At 34.2% G+C, this 26588-nt stretch carries 24 protein-coding genes and 1 pseudogene; 7 read left to right on the forward strand and 18 right to left on the reverse strand.

The features are described 5' to 3' along the window. Position 1: 1 nt before the first annotated feature. Complete coding sequence (locus ACZZZA_RS15815; RefSeq protein WP_463433385.1) at positions 2-685, reverse strand: TIGR02117 family protein; 684 nt, start codon at positions 683-685, stop codon at positions 2-4. Between the two features lie 358 nt (positions 686-1043). Then, positions 1044-1991 (reverse strand): tRNA epoxyqueuosine(34) reductase QueG, encoded by a 948-nt coding sequence (gene queG / locus ACZZZA_RS15820; protein WP_463433387.1) that lies wholly within the window; start codon positions 1989-1991, stop codon positions 1044-1046. A gap of 102 nt (positions 1992-2093) precedes the next feature. On the opposite strand from queG, the gene ACZZZA_RS15825 reads away from it, so the two are divergent. Continuing rightward, complete coding sequence (locus ACZZZA_RS15825) at positions 2094-2393, forward strand: rhodanese-like domain-containing protein (protein WP_463433389.1); 300 nt, start codon at positions 2094-2096, stop codon at positions 2391-2393. A gap of 23 nt (positions 2394-2416) precedes the next feature. Continuing rightward, positions 2417-3034, forward strand: coding sequence for an HD domain-containing protein (locus ACZZZA_RS15830; protein ID WP_463433391.1), 618 nt, complete (start codon positions 2417-2419; stop codon positions 3032-3034). A 169-nt stretch (positions 3035-3203) separates the two neighbouring features. Here the strand turns inward: ACZZZA_RS15830 and ACZZZA_RS15835 are convergent, their stop codons facing one another. From ACZZZA_RS15835 to mutY, 5 genes are all read right to left on the reverse strand, one after another. Then, complete coding sequence (locus ACZZZA_RS15835; RefSeq protein WP_463433393.1) at positions 3204-4193, reverse strand: NAD(P)H-dependent flavin oxidoreductase; 990 nt, start codon at positions 4191-4193, stop codon at positions 3204-3206. A 90-nt stretch (positions 4194-4283) separates the two neighbouring features. Then, positions 4284-5651 (reverse strand): peptidylprolyl isomerase, encoded by a 1368-nt coding sequence (locus ACZZZA_RS15840; RefSeq protein WP_463433395.1) that lies wholly within the window; start codon positions 5649-5651, stop codon positions 4284-4286. Positions 5652-5741: 90 nt separating this feature from the next. Next, positions 5742-6662, reverse strand: coding sequence for a PfkB family carbohydrate kinase (locus ACZZZA_RS15845; protein ID WP_463433397.1), 921 nt, complete (start codon positions 6660-6662; stop codon positions 5742-5744). 112 nt (positions 6663-6774) lie between these two features. Further along, positions 6775-7332, reverse strand: a complete 558-nt coding sequence (gene gldD, locus ACZZZA_RS15850) for a gliding motility lipoprotein GldD (protein WP_463433399.1) — start codon at positions 7330-7332, stop codon at positions 6775-6777. 139 nt (positions 7333-7471) lie between these two features. Then, positions 7472-8518, reverse strand: coding sequence for an A/G-specific adenine glycosylase (gene mutY, locus ACZZZA_RS15855; protein WP_463433401.1), 1047 nt, complete (start codon positions 8516-8518; stop codon positions 7472-7474). Between the two features lie 72 nt (positions 8519-8590). On the opposite strand from mutY, the gene ACZZZA_RS15860 reads away from it, so the two are divergent. Beyond that, a complete protein-coding gene (locus ACZZZA_RS15860; RefSeq protein WP_463433403.1) occupies positions 8591-8749 on the forward strand; it encodes a hypothetical protein in 159 nt (52 codons plus the stop codon). 16 nt (positions 8750-8765) lie between these two features. On the opposite strand, the gene ACZZZA_RS15865 is transcribed toward ACZZZA_RS15860, so the two are convergent. From ACZZZA_RS15865 to ACZZZA_RS15875, 3 genes and pseudogenes are all read right to left on the reverse strand, one after another. Next, positions 8766-10127: a DUF5458 family protein gene (locus tag ACZZZA_RS15865; protein WP_463433405.1), complete on the reverse strand. Its 1362-nt coding sequence runs from the start codon at positions 10125-10127 to the stop codon at positions 8766-8768. A 21-nt stretch (positions 10128-10148) separates the two neighbouring features. Continuing rightward, entirely contained in the window at positions 10149-10685 is a 537-nt protein-coding gene (locus tag ACZZZA_RS15870) for a type VI secretion system contractile sheath small subunit (protein WP_463433407.1), read from the reverse strand. A gap of 152 nt (positions 10686-10837) precedes the next feature. Continuing rightward, a pseudogene (locus ACZZZA_RS15875) lies at positions 10838-12935 on the reverse strand (M13 family metallopeptidase). A gap of 224 nt (positions 12936-13159) precedes the next feature. Here ACZZZA_RS15875 and ACZZZA_RS15880 point away from each other — a divergent pair. Then, the gene (locus ACZZZA_RS15880; RefSeq protein WP_463433409.1) at positions 13160-14329 is read left to right on the forward strand and encodes an erythromycin esterase family protein; all 1170 of its coding nucleotides are present in this window, start codon (positions 13160-13162) and stop codon (positions 14327-14329) included. Positions 14330-14373: 44 nt separating this feature from the next. On the opposite strand, the gene ACZZZA_RS15885 is transcribed toward ACZZZA_RS15880, so the two are convergent. Further along, complete coding sequence (locus ACZZZA_RS15885; RefSeq protein WP_463433411.1) at positions 14374-16428, reverse strand: M13 family metallopeptidase; 2055 nt, start codon at positions 16426-16428, stop codon at positions 14374-14376. Positions 16429-16642: 214 nt separating this feature from the next. Next, positions 16643-17893: a CinA family nicotinamide mononucleotide deamidase-related protein gene (locus ACZZZA_RS15890; protein WP_463433413.1), complete on the reverse strand. Its 1251-nt coding sequence runs from the start codon at positions 17891-17893 to the stop codon at positions 16643-16645. Positions 17894-18008: 115 nt separating this feature from the next. Between ACZZZA_RS15890 and ACZZZA_RS15895 the strand changes: the two genes are divergently transcribed. After that, positions 18009-18482: a DUF7832 domain-containing protein gene (locus tag ACZZZA_RS15895; RefSeq protein ID WP_463433415.1), complete on the forward strand. Its 474-nt coding sequence runs from the start codon at positions 18009-18011 to the stop codon at positions 18480-18482. Positions 18483-18523: 41 nt separating this feature from the next. On the opposite strand, the gene ACZZZA_RS15900 is transcribed toward ACZZZA_RS15895, so the two are convergent. The 6 genes from ACZZZA_RS15900 to ACZZZA_RS15925 all read right to left on the reverse strand — a co-directional run bounded on the left by ACZZZA_RS15900 (position 18524) and on the right by ACZZZA_RS15925 (position 24298). Beyond that, positions 18524-19063, reverse strand: a complete 540-nt coding sequence (locus ACZZZA_RS15900) for a lipocalin family protein (protein WP_463433417.1) — start codon at positions 19061-19063, stop codon at positions 18524-18526. An 86-nt stretch (positions 19064-19149) separates the two neighbouring features. Continuing rightward, complete coding sequence (locus tag ACZZZA_RS15905) at positions 19150-19884, reverse strand: LytR/AlgR family response regulator transcription factor (RefSeq protein ID WP_463433419.1); 735 nt, start codon at positions 19882-19884, stop codon at positions 19150-19152. A 70-nt stretch (positions 19885-19954) separates the two neighbouring features. Continuing rightward, complete coding sequence (locus tag ACZZZA_RS15910; protein ID WP_463433421.1) at positions 19955-21721, reverse strand: tetratricopeptide repeat-containing sensor histidine kinase; 1767 nt, start codon at positions 21719-21721, stop codon at positions 19955-19957. Between the two features lie 149 nt (positions 21722-21870). Next, positions 21871-23499 carry an NADP-dependent glyceraldehyde-3-phosphate dehydrogenase gene (locus ACZZZA_RS15915; protein ID WP_463433423.1) on the reverse strand — a complete coding sequence of 543 codons (1629 nt, stop codon included), beginning with the start codon at positions 23497-23499 and terminating at the stop codon, positions 21871-21873. 174 nt (positions 23500-23673) lie between these two features. Continuing rightward, positions 23674-23973, reverse strand: a complete 300-nt coding sequence (locus ACZZZA_RS15920; protein ID WP_463433425.1) for a type II toxin-antitoxin system RelE/ParE family toxin — start codon at positions 23971-23973, stop codon at positions 23674-23676. Next, positions 23954-24298, reverse strand: a complete 345-nt coding sequence (locus ACZZZA_RS15925) for a hypothetical protein (RefSeq protein WP_463433426.1) — start codon at positions 24296-24298, stop codon at positions 23954-23956. The genes ACZZZA_RS15920 and ACZZZA_RS15925 overlap by 20 nt, the downstream gene beginning before the upstream one ends. A 394-nt stretch (positions 24299-24692) precedes the next feature. On the opposite strand from ACZZZA_RS15925, the gene ACZZZA_RS15930 reads away from it, so the two are divergent. Further along, the gene (locus ACZZZA_RS15930) at positions 24693-25766 is read left to right on the forward strand and encodes a type I restriction endonuclease (protein WP_463433428.1); all 1074 of its coding nucleotides are present in this window, start codon (positions 24693-24695) and stop codon (positions 25764-25766) included. Between the two features lie 171 nt (positions 25767-25937). Further along, complete coding sequence (locus ACZZZA_RS15935; protein ID WP_463433429.1) at positions 25938-26573, forward strand: hypothetical protein; 636 nt, start codon at positions 25938-25940, stop codon at positions 26571-26573. The last annotated feature ends 15 nt before the right edge of the window (positions 26574-26588 follow it).

A 26588-nucleotide genomic window follows, 5' to 3' on the forward strand; every position in this document is an offset into this window, starting at 1 on the left:
CTTACTGATAATGCAAGAAAATTCCGTAGTCGGTAGGTGTCCACCATGCTGCTTTTTGTCCGGCAGACTTCAGGGCATCGTTTGCCCAGGTATTGCAAGTATTCAGGAAACTATAGCTTCCCTGTGCATCATAAAATGCATCATTATCGCCGTAAACAGCTTTGGTAGGAATCAGTAGATAATTCCCATTGGTATCTTTATCAAATTTAGCATCAATAAATTTCACCAAATCCTGATATTGTTTTTTGCTGATCATAATTTTTTTGCAGTCAGAAGCCTCTGTCATAGTTTTGTAAAATGAAGTATGCATCGCAGATTCGCTCATCCAAAACGCCGCTTTCACAGCAGTAGAAAATTTAAGATCTGCCCAGGTTGGCGTATCAAGATAAAAACCTTTATCACCCCACCCGATTCCTATATAATTGTAATCAGTTCTTTTTGACTTCGTATTCGCAAAAGGGATTGTGGAACTCCAGTCATGAAGATCGTTTTTCACAGGCATCACAATGTCGGTATGCACTCCGTTTGTATAAATGTAAATGGGAATTTCCTTTTTTTCGCCATCATCTTTTGCTGAAACCTGAATAAACGGAAGTAAAAACCCTAAAAGAGCATACACTACTACTATTCCTACAAGGATTCCGATAGTTTTCAGGATAAAAATCAGTATAATTTTTGCGCTCATCTTTAAGATTTATATTAACAGAATTTAATTTTTAATTTTTCGTAAAAGTATTTGTTTTATTCCGAAATATCAGTAAATTTAGTCATCAAACACTCACAAATATGCACAAAAACACGAAATCTCAAAAAAGATTAAAAGTAAGAGTAAAAACAGCTCCTAAAAGAACTCAGAAAAAACGTTGATTTTCTTAAAGACCTTATCTTTTTGAAAGTCATTTTTTCTTTTGTAGAAAAGGCTTTTTTTAATTTTTACCATTTAAAAATTTTTTTCTTTAAAATTAATATTTTAAGGAATGATAAAAAACCCACTTTATTTTTGGAAAGCACAATTTCCGAACAGATATTTTCTCCTTTACACCTCACTTCAATTTCTCTGAAGATTGGTTCAAAAAATCAATATTTCTTTTTAGACCCGCAAATTTTGTTCGTTTGACCGGAGATTTTCTGAAAATTTCTGAGAATATTTCCTGAGTCAATTCTTTCCATTCTGTTTTTTTGAAATTTTTTAATGCTTCATTCGGTTTAAATTTAGCCTGAAGATTCGGTACAGAAAAACGATTCCACGGACAAACATCCTGACAAATATCGCAGCCAAAAATCCAGTCTTCCATTTTATCTTTAAAATAATACGGAATCTGATCTTTCAATTCAATAGTTGCATAAGAAATACATTTGCTTCCGTCCACTATTTTATCCGAAACAATGGCATCTGTAGGACAAGCGTCGATACATTTTGTGCAGCTTCCGCAATGATCTGTCGTCTCGTGATCCGCAACTAAATCCAGATCACAAATAATTTCGGCCAGAAAATAAAACGAACCGCTTTGTTTGGTGATTAAATTGGCATTTTTTCCTACCCATCCTATTCCTGATTTCTTTGCCCAACTTCGCTCTAAAATTGGTGCAGAATCTACAAAAACGCGAAAACCAAAATCGCCGATTTCCTTCTGCAATTCAGAAACCATATCACGAAGAATGTCTTTTATCACCTCATGATAATCTTCTGCGTAAGCATATTTTGAAATTTTAAAATTTTCAAATGTTGAAATTTTCTCTTCAGGAAAGTAATTGTAGGACAATGAAATCACAGATTTTGAGCCTTCTACCAAACGCCTCGGATCAAGCCTTTTATCGAAATGATTTTCCATGTATTTCATTTCGCCATGGTAGTTATTATTCAGCCATTTTTCTAAACTGCGGGCATCTTCTTCCAAAAAATCAGCCTTTGAAATTCCACAATTTTGAAAACCAAAACTTTTAGCTTTGGCTTTTATCAATTGAGAATGTTTTTCGGCAGCAGTATTCATGATTTTGCATTGCAAAACTAAGATTATTTTATAAATTTGTTGAGGTTTGAGGATGTAAAAAGATTCCCTTACTTTATCATTTAACACTAAATAATTTAGATTATGTCATTAGCAGAAGTTTTAAAATCAGGAAATTATCAATTAATCGACGTTCGCGAACCCATGGAACTGGAAATGGACGGAAATATAGAAGGTGCTCAGAATATCCCTTTGGGTGAAGTAGAAGACAGAAAAGAAGAGATTTTGTCAATCGACAAGCCAGTTGTTTTATTCTGCAGAAGTGGAAACAGAAGCGGAAAAGCTTTGGATTTTCTTGAATCTGAAGGTTTAAAAAATGGTTACAATGGCGGCGGATGGGCCGAGTTGAAAGCGCATTTAGGAGCAAATCAGGGAACTTTTTAAGTTCCTTTTTTTATATCTACCATATGAATTTAAAAGAAAGATTCTTTCAGCTATTTTTTCAGCTGAATCAGGATAACTCTCTTATTGAAATTCTGTGGAGTGAAATTGAGAGAAAATATTCTGAAAAAGGGAGACATTATCACAACCTGAACCATCTGGAAAATATGTTTTCTGAACTGGAATTGGTGAAAGATAAAATTGTAAACTTTAACAATATTTCGTTCTCAGTGTTCTATCATGATGTAATTTATGATGCAACTTCAAAATTTAATGAAGAGAAAAGTGCCGAATTTGCCAACCAAAAAATAGAAAAATTAGGTTTAAGCAAAGTGGATATTGAAGAAGTTTCGGAACAGATTTTAGCGACAAAATCACATCAGAAGTCTGAAAATAATGATATCAATTATTTATTAGATGCTGATTTGTCGGTTTTGGGGAAAGAACCTGAAACTTATTTAGATTACACCAAAAAAATCAGAAAAGAATATGCTGTTTATCCTGATTTTCTTTATAAACCAGGAAGGAAGAAAGTTTTACACCATTTTTTGGAACTTGAAAGTATTTTTAAAACTGAATATTTCAGATCTAAATATGAAGTTCAGGCGAGGAGAAATATAGAATCTGAAATCGGGCAACTATAAACTTTGGCTAAAGCCGATTAACCTTAAACTAATAAAAGCGGACTAAAGTCCGCTCCTACTGATAATTTTTTAATCTTTTGAAAATAAGAACCACCCGTCTAAATTTTCTTTGAAAATTTATCCACCCCTGCAGAGGAGGGGAATTTTTCAAATTTGCTCATTTGATATATTAAAATTTGGGCATTTTAGCTTCTTCAAACTCTTTTAAGAGATTCGAAAAAACCATTTCCACAGGAAGAATTTCATCAATTAAAGCTGAGACCTGACCAATTTCCAGTTCGCCTTCTTCCATATCGCCTTCAAACATTCCCTGTTTGGCTCTGGCTCTTCCTAAAGCTGCGACCAAAGATTCAGAATTTCTGCCAACATTATAGATAGCTTCCAGATCATTGAAAAATTTATTTTTAACCATTCTTACAGGAGCAAGTTCTTTTAAAGTCAGATGCGTATCACCTTCATTCAGTTCGGTAATTTTTTTCTTCCAGTTTTCGTGAGAGCTTGCTTCAACGGTTGCGGCAAAACGACTTCCGATCTGCACTCCGTCTGCACCCAAAATCATGGCAGCTTTCATCTGTGAACCTAATGCAATACCTCCAGCAGCAATTAAAGGTGTAGAGATATGTTTTTTCACATTGGGAATCAGACAGAAGGTTGTGGTTTCATCTCTTCCGTTGTGACCGCCTGCCTCAAATCCTTCAGCAACAATGGCGTCAACTCCTGCGTCTTCACACTTCATGGCAAATTTGGTAGATGACACTACGTGAGCAACTTTCAATCCTTCTTTTTGCAAGGTTTCTGTATAGGTTTTCGGACTTCCGGCAGATGTGAAAACAATTTTCACTTTTTCTTCTAAAATAATATTGATGATTTCTTCTAAATTGGGATATAATAAAGCGATATTGACCCCAAAAGGTTTGTCGGTAGCCTTCTTACATTTCTGAATGTTTTCGCGCAGAATATCGGGATACATGCTCGCAGAACCAATTAATCCCAATCCGCCACAGTTTGAAACAGCAGAAGCCAATTTCCATCCGGAATGCCAGATCATCCCGCCCTGAATGATGGGATACTGAATATTAAATAGTTCTGTAATTCTATTTCTGCTTTCCTGGATCTCGTGAAGTTTTTTTGCTGAATTGAAATCTATAAAATTGCTCATGCTGTAAAAATACTAAAAACACAGATTCTATGAGATATTCAAAAACATTTTTGCAAAAAAAACCTCCAGATTAGTCTGAAGGTTTTGATTTTATTTTTTGATGGATTCTTTTTTCCAGTTTCCTTTGAAAGCACAATCGTCATAACGACCATCGATGGATATAAAGGTTGTTGAAAGTTTTGAATTTACAAATTTCTCAACCATCTCTGCCTGTTTTTTTCGCAGCGCCATTTGTTTGATTCTGTCGTAATCCGTTTCTAAAGTAATCTGGTGTGCAGGAATTACATCTTCGATTTTCACAATCTTTACCACTTTTCTTTTTCTGTCATCTTCATCCTCAAAAGCAGCCGTAATATCTCCTTTATTTAAACCAGCCAATTCATAACTGATTGTTCCCGGAACACTTTCTCTTTCAATTTTATTTGAACCGTCACCACCAGGAATAACTCCTGCATTGAATTTTGTTCTTTTATCATCAGAGAATTTGAAAGAAGCATCTTTGAAAGTTATTTTTTCAGCTGTAATTAAACCTCTGATGCTGTCTAACTTCTTTTTTGCGGTTGCAATTTCTTCAGTGGTTGGTGTTGCCATCAGAAGAATGTGTCTTGCATCATAAGCTTTCCCTGATTTTTTCACCAACTGAATGATGTGATATCCAAATTCAGACTCAATAGGTTCAGAAATTTCTCCTTCCTGAAGATTTAAAGCTGCTGCTTCAAACGGTTTTACCATCTGACCTTTGAATACATTTTTCATCAAACCACCATTAGGAGCAGAACCCGGATCTTCAGAATAAATTCTTGCCTGGCTTTCAAAGCTTTCTCCGCCAACAATATCCTGTTTGATTTTCTTTAATTTATTGATCAACTCATCTTTGTGAGCTTCTGTCAATTTCGGATTCATTACGATTTGAGAAAGAGATACCTCATCTTTAATTTCAGGTAGCTGAGATTTGTACAAGTTATAAAAATCTGTTACTTCATTGGGTGTAACGTCAGCTTTTTCTGTAATTCTCTGATATTTTGCCTGACCGTAATAGGTATCTGTATCGATCTTCTCGATCGCATTCTTCATCTCATATCCGGTTCTGAATTTATAAGCCGTCAACATCGACTTCTCATCGGGAAACTGAGAAAGCAACTGGTTGTATTTTGCATTTGCCTGATCTTTAATTGCCGCAGAACGGTTCTCAATAAGCGTATCTTTTTTAGCTTCAAAAACAAGAAATTTGTTGTTGATCAGATTTTCCAGGAACTCACATTTGTCTGTTGTTCCGGCTCCTTGCTGCTTAGCATAATTCATCTGTTCTTCAACATCAGATTCCAGAACAATTTCATTGCCTATCACTGCCGCAATGCCGTCGATTAATTGACCCGGCCTTAGCTGAGCATTCGCTTTTGTTGAAAACAACAAAGTGAAAATCCCAAAAAGAAAAGCAATTTTTAATTTATTTATCATTGTACTATTTTAAACGAGTTGCAAATTTATAATTCTTAACGAATTACACTCAATTTTTTATTATAAATATTTCTTAAAAAGCCTGATTATCTACAGTTCGATATTAAAAGTCGTCAATTCTTTGAATTGATCTAATCTTGCCAACATATCTGCTTCTGTAATTTCCTCAAGTCTCTCGGTTCCGAATTTCTCTACAGTGAATGATGCCATCGCAGAACCTACGATCAATGCAGACTTCATGGTTTCAAAATCAAACTTACCTTTTTTAGCTAAATATGCTGCAAAACCACCTGCAAAAGTATCTCCTGCACCAGTCGGATCAAAAACCTCTTCTAGCGGAAGCGCCGGAATTGCAAATATTTTACCATCATGGAAAAGTATTGCACCATGCTCACCTTTTTTGATGATAACAAACTTTGGTCCCATAGTGTGAATCTTCTTCGCTGCTTTTACCAAAGAGTATTCTCCTGAAAGCTGTCTGGCTTCTTCATCATTGATGCTGATGACATCAGTTTTTGCAATCATATCTTTAAGAATATCCATCGCAGAATCCATCCAGAAATTCATGGTATCCAAAATAACCAATTTCGGACGCTGATTCATTTTTTCCAAAACTGATAACTGAACGCCAGGATGAAGATTTCCTAAAAGTAAAATCTCGGCATCCTGCATAGATTCAGGAATCTTCGGGTCGAAATTTTCAAGAACATTAACTTCTGTTGCTAACGTATCTCTTGTATTTAAATCATTATGATATTTTCCGGACCAGAAAAATGTTTTTCCTTCTTTTACAATTTCCAACCCTTCAATGTTGATATCTCTTTTTGTAAACATATCAAGATGCTCCTGCGGGAAATCTCCTCCCACCACAGAAACAATCCCGGATTTTACTCCCATCACTGATGCAGTAATCCCGATATACGTGGCAGCTCCTCCTAAAATTTTATCTGTTTTGCCAAAAGGCGTTTCTATTGCGTCGAATGCAACACTTCCTACAACTAAAAGTTTCATATGTATTTTATATTTTTTTTAAGGTCATATGCTATTGTATCAATGTCATATGTATTTTATATTTTATTTAAATCTTGCTGATAAGAGATTATGATCAATGTATTTCCAAGTATTAATTTTTCCATTCAAAAGTATCCAGCAAATGCATTAAATCTTTTTTAATGTAATCAACTGCCGGTGCAAGAGAATCTGGTTTTGGTCTTGTATCGAAATATAAATAGGCAGTTACAAAATGTTTTGTACTGTCTGTAGCGTAAAACTGAAGATTAGATGCTGTCTGACCTTTCAGTTCATAAAAATTTCCGTAAACTTTTCTTTCGGGATACTGAAAAGATTTGGCATCAATAGAACTCGCTTTTATGGTGTGTTCGTACACCATTTTTTCAGATTCTCTCACATGATCTGCAAAATCGCCGTTTACCGGAAAATAGGTTAAAAAAACTTTGGCTTTCATTTTCGGGTACGTCATGTAGTACCAACAAGGCTTTTTTGCATCAATAACTCTGGCAAAATCTGAGTATTCAAAGGTATATGAACAGTTTTTATCAAATTTCTGATATTTCGGTGTGGGATATTCTAATCTCAAATCACCGTAAGGTTTTGGCTGAGTCTCTTTCTCACAAGAAAATAAAAGCAGTGAAGCAAAAATAAAAATGACTTTTCTAATCATTTTGCAAAAATACAAATTACATTTTAGATTTTAGGGCACAAATTTCAGCATTTCAATGAGTTTTGAATCTTAGCTTAGTTTTTCTGTAAAGTTTTTATTTAACGTCTGATGTATCATTTAGCAAATGAACAGTTTATCCTTAAAGAATTCTGTAGGCTGTCTGATAACTTTGAATATAATTTTCTAAAGGTTTCGGAAAAGACCTTTCGTGAGAACGTTCAACATTGGTGATCATATAGTTATTTTCTACAGTAAAATTTTCCCATATCTCTTCTGAATCAACCTCAACATTAAAAATTTCTATGCTCAGGTTCTTGTGAGTCAATTTATGATGAACGGTTTTGGCACTCTTAATAAAAGGGATTAATTCATCAGAAATCTCAAGTGGAAATTCAAACAGTTTTTTCCAGATGAAATCATCTTTTCTCTGTTGAATTAAAAACTCTCCGTTTCTATGAACGAAATAGTATTTTAATCCTAAATCAGTCGCTTTTACTTTTTTAGTTTTAACAGGAAATTCTGAAATTTTATTTAATGAAAAAGCCAAACAGTCATCATTCAGCGGACACTCTCCACACAAAGGATTTCTTGGTTTACAGATTTCCGAACCTAAATCCATCATTGCCTGATTAAAATCTCCCACATTTTCCGGCATAATCAAATGTGCCAATTGTGAAAAATAACTGAAAGCTCTGGAATTTGAAACATCAAAATCATCTGCAAAAATTCTGCTTAAAACTCTGTAGAAATTACCATCCACTGCAGGCATTTTTCCATTAAAACAAATGCTTGAAACCGCTGCAGCTGTATATTTACCAACACCTTTCAGCTTTAAAATTTCTTCGTAATCAGAAGGGAAAACTCCGTGGTAATCATGAATGATTTGTTGTGCAGCTTTGTGAATATTAATTGCTCTCGAATAATATCCTAATCCTTTCCAATATAATAAAACCTCATTTTCTTCAGCATTAGCCAAAGTCTGGACATCAGGAAATCTTTTGATGAAATTATTGTAGTGATTTAAACCCTGAGCAATTCTTGTCTGTTGGAAAACAATCTCACAAATCCAGATTTTGTAGGGGTCTTTTGTATTTCTGAAAGGTAAATCTCTTGCATTTTTATCATACCACTTCAAAAGTTTAGTTCCGATATGAAGAAAGTCTGATGTTTTGTTTTTATTTTCCAAAAAGCCGTCTTATTTTACTTTCACAAAGATAATTTATTATTTGGCGTGTTTTGATTATTTTAAATAGTGAAAATGAAATTGCAATTGAAATTAAAAGTATCTGTAAAGTATCGCTCCTACGGAGCTCAGTTTATTTTGTTACTAAGTTTTTACAAACTTTCCGCTCCTACGGAGCTGTTTTTAAATGATTTTAAAATAAAAAAACCGATGCTTTACAACATCGGTTTCTGATATAATTTTAAAATGATTAATCCTGAATGTATTCAGCATCCCATTCGTTACCGTCATCACCTTTGTGACCATCCAGTTTAATTACAAAACTTTTTGTCGGGAAGTAAGGCGTTAAACGAATGTCTAACCAAACTCTGTCTTTATTTACTTTATCCTGTTCGAAACGAACGATTTTAAATTTCTCAATCAATTTATCTGCACCTTTAATACCATCTAAGAATGTCACAATCTGTTTTCTTAAATCGTCTTCATTTTTTGCATTCCAGTTTTCGAAGGCTCTTCTGTTTAGGAAATCTAATAAAACTTTGGTTACATAATCGAAAACGCGAACAACAGAATATGTCTGAAGACCAATATTATCTCCTGTAAATAAAGTTTTTGCAGAGAATGCCATGATTTTTCCATATTCATTTACCATCGGAACCAGACCCATTTTTTCTAACTGAGAAATTTCGCTTTTCTTCAATTCGAATTTCACTGCGTCAACTTCATTGATATTACCGTGTTTTTTACCTGCTGCAACCTGAGACATTAAAGTCTTATGAATTTTACCTGCTAATGAAGTTGAAGGCGGAAGTTCCACGTTTTCCTCTTCACCCACTTCTTCAGCTTTGCCACGACCAACTAACCAGTTACATGTCATGATGACATTACTTCTGTGCAATTCGCCGCCTGTGAGATTTGCCGAGTGAAATAAATCTACTACATCATCCGGTTTATCAAGATTGGCAAAATCGGTGACCATCATCACTTTGTTTTCATTACAGATTTTCGCCCACTTTTCAATTACTTTATTGGATCCCAAATATCCCGGAATCGCAAGGATTGAGTAATTATCTCTCAAATCTAAACGGTCATAATATTGTTTAAACTCTTCTGCAACAGCATCGATAAACAGAGGATTGTCTAAATCTGAAACCTGTTCCAAGGTAGCATTCACGATGCTTACGTTATCTACTTTATCTAATTCTGTATTTTTGTAAAATTGAGCAACCGTTCTGTAAGAAGTTTCCAGCTGTCGAACGGCATCAAGTGTATTTTTTAAATTTGTTTTTAAATTCTGATCTGCTGACTGTGCTTTTGCTTTGCACGTATCTGCCATTTTTTCTGCAGATTCGTTACTGCTTAAAAGCTCAACCCAAAGATTGATTTTCTGCAACAATTCTTTTCTTTCTTCGGTTTTATTAGCATCGTTTAAGAAGATTTCTTTTCTCGCTTTTCTGGTTGGGTTCATGTTGGCAATTCCGTCTACGACAGATTCTATAAAGCCAAAACCACCGATTTTATTTAATTCTTCAACGGGATTTCCTTTTGGTTTACCGTTTTGTTGCTGTTGATTATGTTGTTGGCTTTCTGCAGCCTGTAGTTTGCTATCCATAATATTGGTGTAGGTGTTTAATTATTTTTCCAGTTCTTGTGCGACATCCTTCAAAGCTTCAATAAAAGCAGCTCTTGTCTGCTCATTTTCGAGCATATTACGCAGAATTTTATTGGTTTTCAGCTGACGTACAATTTTATTGTACTGCTCCTGCTCCATGCTGAGCTGCTGAAGATAATCTGATTTCTGAACAAGAGTTTTGGGGGTAAAGTCTGCAAGATTCTGAAAACGGAATTCTTCTTCTACTACATTGCCATCTTCTGTTTCGTGCTGTACAGCAACAGAAGGCTGAAAATGCCTGAAAACATCATCCACGGTTTTTAATCCTGTAACAATTTCGGGAACATATGTTTCGTCGGTGGTAAGCTGGCTTACGATGAGCGATTTATTTTCCTGGATTTCCTGAATAGCTTCATTGGCGTCTACCTTGACTTCGTTACCGCCAACGCCATAATTAAACATTGCCATATTATTATTTTTTTGTGATTGTTGATTTTGGTTTGGATTAGCAAAATATTGACCAATCCAATGTTTAAATTTATAAAAAAACTGTAACATACAAAATTTTGCAGTGATTTTTATTCAAATAAAATAATATCATTACAGATAATGAAATACTGATTACTATTTTTTACTGTGACTAATCTATGGAAAATAAATAAAAAAACGCATCTATTGATGCGTTTTATATATTAAGGATTTGTTATATTTTACCAGATTTTAATTCTCTCACTTGGTGCCTTGTACAGCTTGTCACCAGGTTTTATATCAAAAGCTTTTATGAAAGAATCCTGATTGATCAGAGGTCCGAATGCTCTGAAATATCCCGGTGAATGCGAATCCGTTTTCACCTGATTCATCATATACTGATCCGTAGACTTGGTTCTCCACACTGTAGCCCAGCTCATAAAAAATCTCTGATCCTGATTAAATCCGCTGATTAATCCAGGATTTCCTTTGTCTTTAAGGTACATTTGAAGTGCATCGTAAGCTACAGCTACTCCGCCTAAGTCGCCAATATTTTCTCCACTTGTGAATTTACCGTTAATAAAACTTCCTTTTACGGGTTCGTAAGCATTGTATTGCGCCGCTAACTGACCCACTTTTGCGTCAAAATTCTTACGATCCTGCTCTGTCCACCAGTTATTCAAATTTCCGTCTCCGTCAAATCTTGAACCGCTGTCGTCGAAACCGTGAGAAATTTCATGACCGATTACCGCTCCAATACCACCAAAATTAACAGCTGCATCCGCTTTTGGATTATAAAAAGGCGGCTGAAGAATTGCGGCAGGGAAAACAATTTCGTTGTTTGAACCACTGTAATACGCATTCACTGTTTGAGGAGACATTCCCCACTCTGTTTTATCGACAGATTTTCCTACTTTTTCAAGACTTTTCTGATATTGCCAAGCAGAAACATTCTGTAAGTTCGAGTATAAGGTTGCGCCCTGAGCCGGAGCTTCTACTTTCAGCTTAGAATAATCTTTCCACTGATCCGGGTAAGCGATTTTCACAGTAAATTTAGAAAGTTTTTCCTGAGCTTTCACCTTGGTTTCAGCAGACATCCAGTCTATTTCATTGATATGGTTTTTGAATGATTTTAACAGGTAACCGATATACATTTCCATTTGCTGTTTAGATTCAGGTGTGAAGTATTCATCTACATACAATTTCCCGAAAGCTTCACCCAAAACACCATTCACTAAAGCCAAACCTCGTTTATCCATCGCACGTTGTTCTTTTTGACCCTGAAGATATTTAGAATAGAAATCGAAACGGATATTGTCTAAACTTTCACCCAAATTACTAGCGTTGCCATTTATTACATGATATTTAAGGTAATCTTTCAGCAACGGAAGGTTTTTCTGATTGATAAACTGATCCATATTCTGGTAATATTTCAGCTCACCAACAATCACTTTATCTGTATTTACACCTGCATCCTTAAGATATTTTGCAAGGTTTACATTTTTCACCAAGCCGGATAATTCAGAAACATTTTTAGGATTATATCTTAAATTGGCATCCCTGTTTTGCTCTAAAGTCAGTAGGTAATTTGCCAGTTGTTTTTCGAAATCAACAACATTCTTTGCTGAATTATCTGCATTTTTATAGCCTAAAACTCCAAACAATTGGGCAACATATTTTTGGTATTCCGATAAAGTTTTGGTGTTTGCTTCGTTCACTTTCTGATAATAATCTCTTCCTAAACCGAGATCCGGACCGCCAAGATAAACGGCGTTCATATTAGAATTTTTCATATCGGCACCAACTCTCCAGCCGTAGAAAGAATTGTCGCCCAATTTTGTGGCTTCCAAAAGATATTTTTGCAGATCGTTTACATTTTTGATTGCATCAATTTTTGTCAGATCTTTCTTTTATCGGCTTTATACCATCAGCATTTCTTTTACTGACATCCATAAAAGAAGCATACAGATTCTGGATCTTCTGACCTTCAGAACCATCTGCATATTTTTCGGTTAAAATCTTATTTAAAATACTTAAAGAAGCATCATCTACATTTTCTCTCAATGCATTGAAAGACCCCCAACTCGCTTTATCAGACGGAATCTGAGTGGTTTTTACCCAATTTCCGTTGACATAATTAAAGAAATCATCTTGTGGACGAACAGTGGTGTCCATATATGAAAGGTTGATTCCTTCTTCTTTTATTTCTTCCTTCACGGGTTCGGCAGTTGTTGTTACAGTTGTTTCAACTTTAGGAGTCTCCACAGTTTTTCTTGTTCCACAAGAGTTTAGAAACACAATACCTGAGAATGCAAGTGCTGCAATATTTAGTTTTTTCATTGAATTAATTTTGAATTGTAATCAGTTTGATCAAATATAAGAAATTATGTTAAATGAGTTTTCGTGATTATTTAATATTGCTCAATAATAATTGCTATTTTTATATGTAACTAAAAATTATAGCCTTTTCAAAGATGAATATCACCGTACCAGCAAAATCAATTCTATTGATCTTCATTTTATCCTTCCAATATACTTATTCACAGTCTTATAGCGAGAATTCAATGATTAGTAAAGATGAAAAAGATTATTTGAAAAAATTCGTTTATCCTTTACAATCTTATGAACCTGAAATAGGTTTTAAGGAAGATTCATTAGTTTTTAATCGATTTTTTTCTACTTCCAGGATTGTAGGATTGGGTGAGGCATCGCATGGTTCAAGCGAAATTTTTAAAATAAAAGATAAACTTACCCGATATATTTTACAGAAAAATAATGGCGGAGTTTTCTCAATTGAAGCAGCAATGCCGGAATCTTTCCTGATGAATGAGTACATAATCAAAGAAAACAGAACCGGAAAAGACTATTTAATGAATATCAAATCGTGGATTTATCAGACAGATGAAATTCTGCGTATGGTAGAATGGATGAAGGGGTACAACGATAGAAATAATCAAAAAATACAGTTCACAGGATTTGACATGATGAGTTACACAGGCTCTGTAGTTCAGCTTAAAATACTCATGGACAAATATCAAATTCCAACCCATAATTTAATGGGTTTGACCCAGAATATCTACAATTTCAGTCAATTAAAACTTAATCAAATTTCAGAAAAGAAGCGTATAAAAAATGAGGTTTTAGTAGACTTAAATAAAATAAAAGATTTCTCTTCATCGATTTCTGATCCGGAAGATAATTTATGGTTTCTACAATATATAACTCTTTTAGACCAATATATTAACAAAACCTACTCAGACAGAAATCTTTTTATGGCCAAAAATATTTTCTGGCTCAAAAATAAATACCCTGATTCGGCTTTTGTATTATGGGCACACAATGAACATTTAAAGAAAACGGAAGATGAGACAGGAAGATTTTTAAAGGAAAAATTTAATGATGATTACGTTGCCTGCGGAACATTTTTTTATGAAGGTTCTCATTCGGTATTCGATCTGGATGATGAAAAAATAAAACCCGTTTATCTGAAAAAAAATCCTGATAAATCATTTGAAGAACTGCTCAACACGTTTAATATTCCAATATTCATTTTAGACCTCAAAACGATCAAGAAAGAAAACAACAAGCTTGGAAAGGTTATTTTAAATAAAATTAATTATCGAACGATAGGTTCGGCGCAGAGTAAAAATGACTTCAAATCGGGAAATATTTCTCAAGATTTTGATTATATCATCTTTATCAAAAAATCTACAGCATCTATGGTTATTAAATAAAAAAAACCGCTCATTTCTGAACGGTTTCGATATTTTTTTACTGATTACCAGATTTTAATTCTGTCTTCCGGTTTTTTGTATAATTTGTCACCAGGTTTTACGTCAAAAGCTTTGTAGAAAGCATCAACATTAGTCAGCGGACCAAAACTTCTGAAATATCCAGGAGAGTGAGGATCTGTTTTCACTTGGTTTACCATATATTTCTCACTTGATAAAGTTCTCCAAACTGTTGCCCAGCTTAAGAAGAATCTCTGATCTTGTGTGTAACCGCTGATAACACCGGGATTTCCTTTATCTTTTAAATACATTTGCAATGCATCGTAAGCAATATTTACACCGCCTAAATCTGCAATGTTTTCACCGTTTGTGAAAGTACCGTTAACGAAGGTTCCTTTTACAGGTTCGTACTTATCATATTGAGCAGCAAGAGCTTTAGTTGCTTTTTCAAAGTTAGCTTTATCTTCAGGAGTCCACCAGTCTACCAAGTTTCCTTCTGCATCAAACTGAGCACCAGAATCGTCAAATCCGTGGCTGATCTCATGACCGATAACTGCACCAATTCCACCAAAATTCACCGCAGCATCAGCTTTAGGATTAAAGAAAGGAGGCTGAAGAATCGCAGCAGGGAAAACGATCTCGTTGTATACCGGATTGTAATATGCATTGACAGTCTGCGGAGTCATTCCCCATTCTGTTTTATCAACCGGTTTTCCGATTTTTGCCAAATCTTTATTGTACTGCCATTCTGCAATATTCTGAAGATTTGAGTATAGATTCCCACCTTTAGATTCCGGTGTGATATTTAATTTAGAATAATCTTTCCAAGTGTCCGGATAAGCAACTTTTACTGTAAATTTATTCAGCTTGGTCATCGCTTTTTCTTTCGTTGTTGAAGACATCCACGTCAATCCGTTGATATGAACTGCGAAACTTTTCTTTAAGTAATCAATCAATTCAACCATTTGAGCTTTTGCTTCTGCCGGGAAATATTTTTCAACATATAATTTACCGAAAGCTTCACCCAAAGAACCGTTGATCAACTCATACCCTCTTTTGTTTAAAGCTCTCTGCTCCTGCTGACCTCTCAAATATTTACCATAAAAAGCAAATTTTGTATCTCCTAATTTTTCGCTTAAATATGAAGCTCCACCGTTGATCATGTGAAATTTCAGATAATCTTTAATTACCGGAAGATTTTTTTCATTCACCAACTGATCGAAATTTTTGTAGTAACCCAGCTCACCGATAATCACTCTGTCTGTATTTACTCCAGCTTTTTTAAGATAAGCCGGAAGATCTACGTTTTTCACCAATGTCTTCAGCTCAGCGATTGTTTTCGGATTATACTGAAGTGTGTTATCACGACTTTGCTCATTAGTAAGTAAATTCTTAGCAATGCTTCTCTCGTAATCTAACACTCCTTTTGCAGCTGCGTCTGCATTTTTGTACCCTAATTCTTTCAACATAGAAGCAATATACTTTTGGTATTCTGCAAGAGCCTCTGTATTTTTTACATCTACTTTTTGGTAGTAATCTCTCCCCATTCCCAATGCAGCGTCACCAAGATAAACTGCATTCATATTAGAATCTTTCAAATCTGAGTAAACTCCCCAACTGTAAAATGTATTGTCGCCGTCTTTAGTAACAGAAGCTAAATAATTCTGTAAATCTGTAAGATTTTTGATCGCATCGATTTTATTGATGTTTGCCTGAATAGGTTTGATACCGTCTGCATTTCTTTTCTCCATATTCATATACGTCGCATACAAATCCTGGATTTTTTTTCCTTCACTTCCGTCTGCAAATTTATCTTTCAGAAGAGAATTTAAAATCGTCATCGAATTGTTGTCTGTATCATCTGCCAATTTGTTGAAACTTCCCCAAGTTGGTTTGTCAGAAGGTATTTTAGCGGTTTTCATCCAGGTTCCGCTCACATAATTATAGAAATCATCTTGTGGACGAACCGATTTATCCATCAGGCTGATGTCTAAACCTAGATCTGTTGCAGTAGCTATTTTTGTTGATTTTGTCTGTGCACTTAAGGTATTTTGTGAACAAACTCCAGCTAATAAAAACAAAGAAAGGGTTAATTTTTTCATATAGAAACTTTTTATTTTTTTAAAGATTACATTCAATCGCCTAATCTTCACTCTTTTTCTTCAGTAGAAAATATGGCGACTTCATTATAACTATTTATACAATAAGTATAATTAATTTAAAAATTGTTACGCTAAAGTTAATTTATTTTACGAATAGAGTTTTGATAGAATTTTCACCACGAAAGAATATAGTATTAATTGTATGCTGAACTTTTTATTTACGAATTAAAATCCCGACCAAATCCTGAATAATTTTCTGCGAAACAAAATAAATAAAATCTTTTCTTTCTAAATGAGGAAGATGCAGTTTGAACGTTTCAGATTCATTATTCACTTTTATCGTGTAATAAACCAAACCTACATCTTTGCCATCCTCCCCTTTTCCGGGACCTGCAACTCCTGTTGTGGATAAAGAAATATCGGTGTTAAATAAATTCTGGCAACCTTCTGCCATTTCTCCTGAAACCTCCTCGCTTACAACCGTAAATGTTTTTATTGTATTTTCAGATACATTCAGAATATCAATTTTCTTCTGAGTTTCGTAGGGGATAATTCCGCCGACAAAATATTTTGAACTTCCCGGATTTGAGGTCAACAATTGAGACAATCCTCCTCCTGTACAGCTTTCTGCAGTAGAAATTGTTAATCCTTTTTCGATTAAAATTTCACCTAATATTTTTTCAATTTTATCTTCTGTGGTGGCGATAATATTTTCACCAATGATGGGAAATAACTTTTGAATCTCATTTTCCAGCTGAATCTGCAAAACTTGATCATCTGTACCTGTTGCAGTAAGTCTCAACTTCACTCTTGTTCCTACCGGAAGATAAGACAAAGCGAGATTTTCCGGCAAAGCGAGTTCCCAATCTTCAATTTGGTCAGCCAGAATACTTTCGGGAATTCCCACCACGGAAACAATTCTTGTAGAAATATAATTGAGATTAAATTTATCTTTTAAATAAGGAATGATTTGATTTTTAATCAAAGGTTTTACTTCATAAGGAACGCCTGGTAAACTGAAAGACAATTTTCCGTCCTGCTCCATCATCATACACGGTGCGGTACCGTAATGGTTCTGAAAAACAGTTGATTTTGTTGGTACAAAAGCTTGTTCACGGTTTCTTTCTAAAATTTCTATGCGTCCTCGTCTTTGCATATAAGCTTTAAGATGTTCAAAAGTAGCTTCATCCAGAGCAATTTCATCATTAAAATATTCGGCTAAAGCTTTTTTGGTTTTATCATCTCTTGTTGGTCCCAAACCTCCTGTGGTAATGACTATATTTCCAATTTCGAAGGCAGATTTCAAAGTATTTTTAATAATTTCGATTTCATCTGAGATCGTGAAAATCTGTACAACCTTAATTCCGATATTTTTGAGTTCGGTGGCAATAAAATTTGAATTGGTGTCTATGGTATTTCCTGAAAGAATTTCGTCGCCAATGGTGACAAGAACTGCGTTTTGCATACGTTTAATTTTGAATAAAAATTCAATACAAATGACGTGAAAATCTCTGTAGTGTACAAAAGAAAATGATTTTTTATACCTTTGATTGGCAATGTCTACCACTATAATAAATATTATGACTAAATATGATGATGCTTCGTGGCATTATGGCGGAGATTTCCCCCAAGAACTTCCGAAAAAAAACAGCGCAACCCACACCGGAATGTTTCTCAACTGGTGTATTAATACCAATTTACATTCTGAAGAACTGAAAAATGACTGCGAAAATGAAATCGAAAGTTTAAAAAAACGTGAAATCACCGGTGCAGACTTTGTCATTGACGCTTTAGACGGAAAATTTTCTGAATATGATCTGAATGATTTGGGAAATAGTTTTGCCAAAGATTATTATGCAGATGAAACAGATTTTGGTAATAAATACAGTTCATTCGCAACAGATTATATCAATATTTTTGACAGTATAGCTGAAGAAAGCGATTTTGAATATGAAACTTTTTATCATATTGAAGACACTTATGCAAACTATGATATGATGGAACAGGTTATCGACCACCGCTTTAAGGAATGGAAGGAATATAAAGGTATCTAAAAGAGAAAGGCAAAATTCACAAGTGAATTTTGTCTTTTGTTTTAATTATGCTTTACCCAAATTAGTTCATTGGTATTAAAACCTAATTTTTGTGCTTTTGCTAAAAATCTTTCTCTGATGCTATTGGAAACTTCTTTGTTTCGGGATAAAATCCACATGTATTTTGTGCTGTTTCCTACAACCAAAGCATTTTGGTAATCATCATCAATATCAATCACATTATAACCAGCCCAAATCGGTTTGAAAAATGAAACTTTCAATCTCGCTTCAGATTGATCATTAACGAATCTTGCTTCACCGATTGATTCTTTCCATTCTTTTTTAACGTAATTATAGCCTCTGTTCTGAACTCTTATTGATCCATCAGGATTTAAAGAATAATTGGCTGTCACATTATCCATGTTTTTTTCAAATTTGAAATCAAAACGGGCAATTTCGTACCATTTTCCGAGATATTTATCTGAATTAAAATTTTTAACTGCCGTTGCTCCCTTCGGAATTCCTACCGAACACGAATTGACAATTAATAATCCGACAATACCTAAAGAAACTGCAGCAGCTATTTTCTGAAAAGTTTTCATAATGCTTTATTTGTATTTGGAAATTCAAAAATGATGCCTTACCTGGCTTTTGGCGAATTATAAAAAGCTACAAACGGATAAACCAACTATGAAAAAATTTTCAAAAACTGCTCTTTAAAACTGCCGGAAACTTCTATTTCAGTGTTATCAGACAACGTTGCCGTTCCGCTTTTGTGGTAAGATTTTACAAAATTGGTATTGATGATATGCGAACGGTGAACTCTCACAAAAGGATTTTCAAGCAAATCATCGAAATGTTTTAAGAATCTGCAAACCATTTTTTTTGAATGATCGGTAAGATAAACCTGAGTGAAATTTCCGTCTGCCTGAAGTCTTACAATATCTTCGGTCTTTACCACATCAAAACCCTGCAAAGTCGGGAGAATCAACTGTTGTTTTTCTGGTTTTAATTTTAAATTTTCAAGAAGAATTTTGTTACGGTTAAGCTCTTCATTCTTTTCTAAACTTTCTGCGACTTTATTGACCGCCAAAATTAACTCCTGAATATCAATCGGTTTGAGAATATAATAACTCGCAGATTTGTTTAAAGCCTGAAGAGAATAATGCGAAAATGCTGTGATAAAAATCGTTTCGTAAGAAAATTCTTTAGTAGCTTCCAGCACATCAAAAGCGTTCCCGAAAGGCATTTCAACATCCAAAAAAACCAACTGTGGCTGCAATTCTGCAATCAACGGAACGGCATCTTTGATATTTTCTGCCTCGCCTAAAATCTCAATTTGCGGACAGTATTTTGTGAGATAATTTCTTAAAACTTCTCTTGCAATTTTTTCGTCATCTACGATTACAGATTTTATTTTCATGAGTGTCAGGAATTAAGTTTTAATTTGCCGGAGTTAGTTTACAGTCATCCTTAAGAGATCTCAACATTATTTATAACTTATATTTAATTTCAACCAAAACACCATTTTCAGAATCTTTTACAGTACAAACAATATCTTTTTTGTACAAATCGTTGAGCAATCTGATTCTTTCCAAAGTATTCTTCATTCCACGGCCTTCACGGTTTTTCTGGTGAGTTGTTTTCTGTTTTTTACTTTCTTCAATACCAATTCCGTTGTCTTGTATGGTGATTTTTAAATACTGGTTTTCGTTTGTGAAATGAAGTTTCAAAAATCCTCTTTCTGTTCTGTAACGCAATCCGTGCCAGATTGCATTTTCTAAAAAAGGCTGAACCATCATTCCCGGAATCTGAAGATTTTGTTGGTTTATATTTTCATCAACCACAATTTCGTAATCAAATTTATCTGTAAAACGAGTTTTTTCCAAAGCCAGATAATTCTGAAGCAAATCAAGTTCCTGGTGAAACGGGATAAAGTCTTCAGCAGAATTTTCCATCACTCCACGCATCAGTTTAGAGAATTTTGTAAGATATTGATTGGCTTCCAGCTCATTATTGGTAGCGATAAAATGATTGACAGAATTTAAACTGTTAAAAATAAAATGCGGATTCATCTCACGCCTCAATGACTGTAAAGCAATTTTTTTATTTTTGATCTGAACTTTTTTCAACGTTCTGAAAATAAAAAATATTAAAACAGATAAAACTGCCAGTGCTGCAATCAGGCTGTAGTTGAAGATATTTTTCTTACGGATCAGCTCATCTTTCAGCTGTTTTTCTTTTTCAAGCTGTGAAATGCGCTGTTCGGTATCTTCCAGAATTTTATTATCAACCAGGCTTCGGTCTTTGGAAACCAAATCGGGCAACTGTCCCAGGAAGTCACGATACAACTGTACCGAAGCATCTGTATTTTGTGAAATTGAATACAGACTGTCGAGTTTTTTGACGCTTTTTTGCGCTTCCAAAGTGTGTCCTTTATTTAAAGCAATATCATAAGCATTTCTGAGTAAGATAATTGCTTCCTTCGGGTCATTTTTCTTAATATAAATCTCGGCAAGTTCCTGAATTTGCTCTACTTTTTTCTGCGAATTATCATTTACAAAGTCTTCTTTTAATACTGCTTTTTTGGCTTTAATAGCTTTATCAAAATTCTTATTTTCTACATAAAAATCTGTAAGTTTCTGGTTGATTGCCAACGCCTGTTGGGGTTCAATATCTTTCGAAATTTTGTAAGCATTATTGAAGTTTTCTTCAGCTTTAGGAATATTTTTTTGTTCTGCATTCACTTCTGCCATCTGGCTGTAACTGGCTGCAAGATTTTCTTTATTATTTTCTTTCTCACTGAGCTGAATATTGTTTTGAATGGCTTCAGCTCTGTCTTCTGCAACCGGTGATGAAAGTCTGGAAGCATCATTGGCATTTAAGACCTTTCTTGATTTTGAATATCCGATATTTGAAGCACTCTCGTAGTTTTTTACAGCTGATTTTAGTTTGTTCTGATTTTCCTGTGACTGAGCGAGTTTGCGGGTAACTTTTTCAAGGTTTTGCTTATCATTCAGCTTTTCATAAATGTTTTTAGACTTAATAAAATACTCTTCGCTTTTAGAGAAATTTCCGTTGTTGTAAAAAGTTTCTCCGATGTTGTAATAAGAATTGGCTTCGGCAGATTCATCTTTGTTATCGACTGCTTTTTTGAGTTTGGCGGTTTCTGCAACAACTTCCTGCGTAGTTCTGTTCTGTGAATACAAACTACTCACAGAAATCATCAGAATCAATACAAAAATCCGGATCCAATTCATCAAACAAATATATACATATAAAGTAGTATCCAAAAACTATTCACCAAGTGGAAAACGGGTTTTACCAAGTTTCGGAATAATCTTTAAGCTCTTAATGAATAAACAAAAAAACCTGCATTACTGCAGGTTTGTGATATAAAATTGTCAATTCAAAACAGATAATCCGTACTCAAAAAATTAGAATCATGATCTCTTACAATCGTATTCAAAAGATTTTTGTTGGACTCCGTAGACTTTGCAGCTACCAGTGATCTGATGGAGAACGAACGAAGCGCATCAAACACTGAAAGTGTACCTTCTGCGCTGTCTTTTCTTCCGGTAAAAGGAAAAACATCCGGACCACGTTGCGCCTGACAGTTGATATTTACACGGCTCACCAAGTTTACAAAAGGATCAATCAGTTTTGAAACTTCCTGTGCATCTTCACTGAAAATACTCACCTGCATTCCATGAGAAGCATTGACCTGATAATCGATCGGCTCTTCAATCGTTTCAAAAGGAACAACAGGAATAATTGGCCCGAACTGTTCTTCATGATACAGTTTCATATCACTGTTTACCGGATAAACGACGGCAGGAAATACAAAAGATTTCTCATTGTAACCCCCATTATCATTCAAAACTTTTGCGCCTTTTGACAACGCATCTTCGATACATTCACGAAGATATGGCGGTTTGTTGACTTCAGGAAGCGGTGTGATTTTCACATCTTTTTCCCACGGTAATCCGGGTTTTAATTCGGAAACGGCTTTGTTTAATTTAGCAGTAAATTCTTCAGCAACATCTTTTTGTACGAAGATTAATTTTAAAGCTGTACAACGCTGTCCGTTAAAAGAAAGCGCTCCGAGAATAATTTCGCTCACTGCAATATCAAGATTGGCATTTTTGGTTACAATCGCAGCATTTTTGGCATCTAAACTCAGAATAGCTCTCAATCTGTTGACTTTCGGGTGTAGTTTTTTCAGTCCGTTTGCAACTTTACTTGATCCGATGAATGCGAGAACATTTACTTTTCCGCTTTCCATAATCGGGGTGATAATTTCTGCACCTTTGCCGTATAGTGTATTTACTGTTCCCTTCGGAAAAGCTTCTTTGAAAGCATTTAATAATGGATAATGCGCTAAAACACCATGCTTGGGAAGTTTAAAAATAATCGTATTTCCCATAATCAACGCGGGAATCAATGTGGTGAAAATCTCGTTTAAAGGATAATTGAACGGTCCCATGCTCAAAACCACTCCAAGTGGTGCTCTCCTGATTTGTGCAATCGTTCCTTCCGCCTGCTGGAAACGGGATGATTCTCGATCCAGATCTTTTAACGCATCAATAGTTTGGTTGATGTAATCTACGGTACGGTCAAATTCTTTCGTAGAATCCGGCAAAGTTTTTCCGATTTCCCACATCAGTAATTTGATGATAAGATCACGTTCTTTAATCATCAGATATACAAACTTTTGCATACATTTGATGCGACCTTCCACAGACATGGTTGGCCATTCGCCAAGACCGTTATTGTAGGCTTTTACTGATGCATCAAGCACTTCCATCGCTTCCTGTTGACCGATGTTTGGGATGCTTCCCAGTAGTTTTCTTTCCAGACCATTTTCTGTACGAATGCAGACTGGCGAATAAATTTCGGTAACATCGCCTTTCCATTCTACCAATTCGCCATTTAACAAATAAACTCTCTGGTGAATTTCCTGAACTTTGTACTCTTCGGGGATTTCGTTTTCGCTTTTAAAAATTTCCTGAAATGATCGTGTATCTGCTGCGCTCATAAATTTTTTCTTTTTAATAATTGGAATTTGAAGTTTTAAAAGAATAAAGTTAGAGTTTAAGATCGACTTTCGGAATAGCAAACTTATTGATTTGCTCTATTTAAAAGGTTTTTGAATGAAATTTAATATGGTTTTATTGAAATTGGAAAACTTAGTGACTAATGAGTTTTTTTGTTATTCATTAATAGATTTGTAATTATCTTCTGGATCTTGGAAGTTTTGGAGAATTCTAATGATTTTCAAAACATCATTTTCAATAATATAAACAAGCGTATTATGCCTTGTTATAAGCATTTTTTGGTAATCTGTATCTTCATAATTTTGAAATATTGCAACGCCGTCTAAAATGATTTGCAAGCAGTTGTCAAATTTAGAATTGAAATCTTCCAGTACTTTGTCATTCCACCTTCTTAAAAGATAGTTTTCAATTTTATCCAGATCATCAAAGGCTTCCTTACTTAATTGAATTTCCATTTCTATAGTCTTCTAATCTTTTTCTGGAACGCTCTTTCACTTGGTCGTAGGTGTAAATTTTTCCGTTTTTAAAATCTTCTTCAGCTCTTACAAAAGATTCCAGAATTTCTTCTTTAGTTTCATTTCTCCATTCTTTAGGTTCAATGGTTTTTGAAATGACTAAAAGTTCTTCCGGTGTAAATCTTTTTTCTTTTAATTTCTTAAAAAAAGTAGGTTTTTTGATTCCTGATTTCTCTATAATATATGACATTTTGAAGGGAGAATTTTTAAGAATCTCATCAATATTGTTTTGTATTTCTATAAATTTTTCTATTTCTGCTATCATTATTTTATCTTTTTTGATATCATTTTATGAGACAAATATAATCATAATTTTCTTTTACCTATAAAAATGAATGTTAGATCACCTTAAAATTCTTGAAATATTGTTATTAAAAGCCGTCAGTTCGAGTAAAATTCTGAAAGAATAATTCTGCTTTAGTTTAAAACATTTTGTGGGGAATGCAGTTGCAGGAGGGTTGTTTTATAGGAGGTTGGGAGGTTTGTGTGCGGTGAGTTTGAATTGTGATGAACTGAGAACTTAAAAATTAACTGATAATTTCCATAAAATTAATTATTTGAGTTATCTTATATAAACTATTGAATAAAATATTATATTTACTCACATTAATTTAATCAAAAAACTAAAATACTAATAATTTCAAAAACTAATATAAACAATGGAAACAGATTTAAAACTAAAATTACAGCAACTACATGAAAGAGTTGATGCCCTAAAAGATCAAATAAATACAGAAGAAGCAACAAAAAATGCCTTTGTAATGCCATTTATCCAGATATTGGGATATGATATATTTAATCCGACTGAAGTTATTCCAGAACATATTTGTGATATCGGAACAAAAAAAGGTGAGAAAATAGATTATGTGATTAAAAAAGATAACGAACCAATTCTTATTATTGAGTGTAAGCATTGGAAAGAAAAAGTTGATGCACATAATTCTCAATTACACAGATATTATCATGTATCAAAATCAAAATTTGGAGTTCTAACAAATGGTCATGTATATAACTTTTATGCAGATTTAGAAAAGCCAAATATTATGGATGAAAAGCCATTCTTTACATTAGATTTATCAAATTTAAAAGATTCAAGTTTAAGAATACTGGAAAATTTTACTAAAAATGGGTATAATTTGGAACAGATTTTAGATTCTGCTGAAGATTTAAAATATATTAAAGCTATACGAAATGAGTTTGAAAAAGAATTACAAGAACCAACTGATGAAATGGTAAAACTATTGGTCAATAGATTTTTTGAAAAACCACTTATCGCATCTAGAATGGTTGCTTTTAAAGAGTATACCAAAAAAGCATTTTCAAATTCTATCAATGAATCAATTAATTTCAGATTGAAGAATGCATTAAATATTACTGAAACAGTTCCTTCCAAAACACAAGATCAAATCCCTTCGGTAGATAGTAATATTGAAACTGCTAAATTTATTACCACTGAAGAAGAGGTTGAAGGATCTCAGATTGTAAAAGCAATTTTAAGAGAAGTTTTATCATCACCCCGTATAGCTTTCAGAGATACACAATCTTATTTCGGAGTATTGCTTGATGACAATAACAGAAAACCAATTTGCCGATTGCATTTTAACTCGTCAAATAAATATATTGAGTTATTCAACAACGGTAAAGATAATGGCGAAAAAAAGCTTCTGGGTTCACTGGATGAAATTTATAATTACAAAGCGGAGATTCTCTCAACAGTAACAAATTATGAGTAGAAAACTTCATAAAAAACCTGCCTTACAGCAGGTTTTCTTATTTTCTACAAAAGTTATGAACTAAGGCAACCTTTTCAGAATTCTAAAGTCTTATTAATAAAGAGTGATGATAAAATCTTTCTCAGAAATTATTTTTCCATTCTTATGAGTTTAACCTTAAAATTCTTTGTCATGAAAAAAGCACTTTATATTCTGGTATTTTTACTCAGCTGTCAAATGTATTTTGCACAAAAAGATAAGATTGCATTTTTTGGAGGAATAGAATGGCAGCCAGCGATCCGGACATATCAACCTGCATTACACCTCAACGCAAGATCTTACATTAGTGACCGTGTTTCATTGGGAGGAGCATTGAGTTTTACCCGCGAAAAACATTCTGAAAATTTCGGGTATTTAGCCAACAGAACACGATCCAATCATATCATTCTTAATGTTCTGGCGCAAAACGACCTTGTTAATACGGAAAAGATTTTTTTCAGCACGTATCTTTCAACAGGGGTGTATTTTTTAAATCTTGTGAATCCCGACGAAAAAACTACTGAAATATCATACAGTGAAATTGACGGCATCTGGTTAGTAAATGAATACGAAGTTCCCCGAAGACTCAACCGTGATCTTTTTTACAGTATTCAGGGTGGAGTTGATTTTTCATTGAAATTAGGAACCATGACTAAGGAGAATATATCGGTGTATATTACCACACGAGCCGGTTATCAGTTCGTTTTCGGAAATGGAGATGTTGCCAACGGAAATCAGTTTACAAAACCTGTGGTTTCTCTTGGGGTAACTTTTAAGGGAAATAGATAGTCATCTTTTTAATAC

This window comes from Chryseobacterium sp. AC405b, from assembly GCF_979258685.1.